This window comes from Pseudomonas sp. AC463, assembly GCF_979253585.1.
Genome location: NZ_CEEDDZ010001133.1, coordinates 1 through 238 on the forward strand (window position 1 = coordinate 1; position 238 = coordinate 238).

Here is a 238-nt window from a genome sequence, read left to right on the forward strand (position 1 = left end):
GTCCACCCGGAAGGTCGCAAGTACGTCGCGATTTCTACCGGGATCACGCTGCTGCTGACGATCGTCTCCAACGTTCTGTTCTGGCCCCTGGTCGGGCTGACCATCTGGGTCGCCGCTTTCTTCCGGGACCCCATCCGCACCACACCACAAGGCGAAGACCTGATCGTCGCGCCCGCCGACGGGCTGGTGACGATGATCCAGCGCGTCGCCATCCCCCGCGAACTCGTCGGCGAACTCG

At 65.1% G+C, this 238-nt stretch carries 1 protein-coding gene; it reads left to right on the forward strand.

What is annotated here, in order from left to right; genetic code table 11:
- Window positions 1-238 (forward strand): phosphatidylserine decarboxylase (locus AC0IYH_RS33840; RefSeq protein WP_471838840.1); only part of this gene is annotated, 238 nt, incomplete at both ends.